This window comes from Pseudoalteromonas sp. HF66 (assembly GCF_011806445.1).
Taxonomy (GTDB): Bacteria; Pseudomonadota; Gammaproteobacteria; order Enterobacterales; family Alteromonadaceae; genus Pseudoalteromonas; species Pseudoalteromonas apostichopi.
Window position 1 is genome coordinate 1 of sequence record NZ_JAATOU010000039.1, and the last position, 1,776, is coordinate 1,776.

The window sequence follows — 1,776 nt, forward strand, 5'->3', positions numbered from 1 at the left end:
TTCATCGCGACTTCACGGGCGCGAGATAAATCACGAACGGCCTCGTCTTCAGGCTCAGGCACATAAATAGGGGTTAAATCTTCAGACTTGAGTAATTTAGCTAACTTAAGCGCATCACGCTTATCGGTTTTAATACGCTCGCCAGGCTTTTTAGGGATAAGCGAAGGAGCAACTACGTAACAGCAATGTCCAAGAGAAGTAATTAAGCGATAAATCCAGTAACCACAAGGACCAGCTTCATAAACGAAATGCAAAGTTGCACTGGGATATTTAGACTCAAACTGACGAATGAGCTTCTTTATAGCTAACTTGGCTGAAGATATTCGTCCAAAATGAATGGGGGTTGCACCCCGATTATCTTCAATGTAAGCAACTTCAACGAACTCTTTATGAGTATCTAAGCCAATGAAAAGTATGTTATGTTTAGTCATGCTAGCCTCTGCTGTTTAGTTCTTTGACAAACTAATTATGGCTCTGGCTTTAAGCTAACCCACGAAAAGGCGGAGGCTAGCACCGTGTGGGAGTCATTATGTCTATGTGCCAAGGAGAGTGTGGGTGAAAGTTTTAGTCTTTTTGTTTTCTTTAATCTCTTTCCATTCTTTAGCTTGTAGTTGCATGGGATACGACATTGAAGAAGCATTTAAAGATTATCCAGTGGTTTTCTCTGGGGTCGTCGAATCGATCGATACCATAAAAGTGAAAGAAGATGGCTGGTTTAAGTATTCAAAGTTGAAAGCCGTCACTTTAGTTGTAGAGCAAAGTTATAAAGGAATGACTGCTGAAAAAATTAAGGTTACAACAAGAATGGATTCTGCTGCATGTGGTTTTCCATTCGAAGAAAAAGTTAAATATGTAGTATTTGCTATTCCTGATGAAAATGGGCTTTTTGTTGGTTCTTGTGGGCCGACTATCCATATGGAAAAACGTGAAGAATACTATGAACAGGAACGTCTGAGAGTAACACGTTTCTTGTCAAAGCAAATTGGCACATAACAAACGTTTCAAGAAAGGACGCAAAAAGCATGGCTTGCGCTCATTCTTCGCTTAATTATAGCCATGCATTTTACGCCTCTTAAACGGGTGTTATATGGCTAGTGAAAGTATGCAGAAAATTTTAGTCTCATTAGTATTTTTAGTTTCTAGCTTTGTGAACGCTGAAACCGATCCTTGTGAGTCAAATCAATATCCAGTTAAATGGAAATCCAATTTAAGCCATCCCGAATCTTACGAGCTACCTGCTATTTTCTATAAAACTAACAACTCAAAAGTTATTGTTTCTGTTTCAAAAGCAATAAACTTTGTTGAAAGAAATATGGCAACTCATAAGCCTTATTTAAAAAATGCAAAAGCATTCATAATTAATAGCTTGTCTGAATTGCCACCAAACAAACTTGTTGATCATTCAAGCCTTTGGATACCGACAGAAGGATTGCGTGGGCAAGAATTAAATAAAGCAATTCATGTTATGGCAGGTTACCAAGGATTATTCGAAGGAGTATTACTAAATAATGATGCATCGGTAAGTATTAATGAAAAAATGGTTTCCTCATCTAATACTGTGTATATGGTTGGTAAAGACCCAGAACCTGCCCATGGTTTAAATTATGTGCATAAACTTGTTGTTTCAAACTCTAATAACATAGTATTTTCTAAGTGTTGGCTAGACAGCAAATAGCCATATAACAAGTTACTCAAAAGGACGCAAAATGCTTGGCTTGTGCTCCTTCGTCGCTAAGTTTAGCCAAGCTACATTTTGCGCCCATTAGTAAGGCGTTA

Annotated in this window: 3 protein-coding genes; 2 read left to right on the plus strand and 1 reads right to left on the minus strand. The window is 38.0% G+C overall.

Annotation, left to right across the window (positions count from 1 at the left end; all coding sequences use genetic code 11):
- Nucleotides 1–431: transposase (locus tag HCZ11_RS19465; protein ID WP_167659248.1), on the minus strand; the 431-nt coding region annotated here is incomplete at its 3' end.
- 124 nt (nt 432–555) lie between these two features.
- Between HCZ11_RS19465 and HCZ11_RS19470 the strand changes: the two genes are divergently transcribed.
- Both HCZ11_RS19470 and HCZ11_RS19475 read left to right on the plus strand, forming a co-directional pair.
- The gene (locus HCZ11_RS19470; protein WP_167659249.1) at nt 556–993 is read left to right on the plus strand and encodes a hypothetical protein; all 438 of its coding nucleotides are present in this window, start codon (nt 556–558) and stop codon (nt 991–993) included.
- 94 nt (nt 994–1,087) lie between these two features.
- Nucleotides 1,088–1,675, plus strand: a complete 588-nt coding sequence (locus HCZ11_RS19475) for a hypothetical protein (protein WP_167659250.1) — start codon at nt 1,088–1,090, stop codon at nt 1,673–1,675.
- Nucleotides 1,676–1,776: the final 101 nt, after the last annotated feature.

Bases quoted from the DNA above. Each gene is read 5' to 3' on its own strand.
- HCZ11_RS19475 (WP_167659250.1), top strand. From the start codon at position 1,088: ATGGCTAGTGAAAGTATGCAGAAAATTTTAGTCTCATTAGTATTTTTA.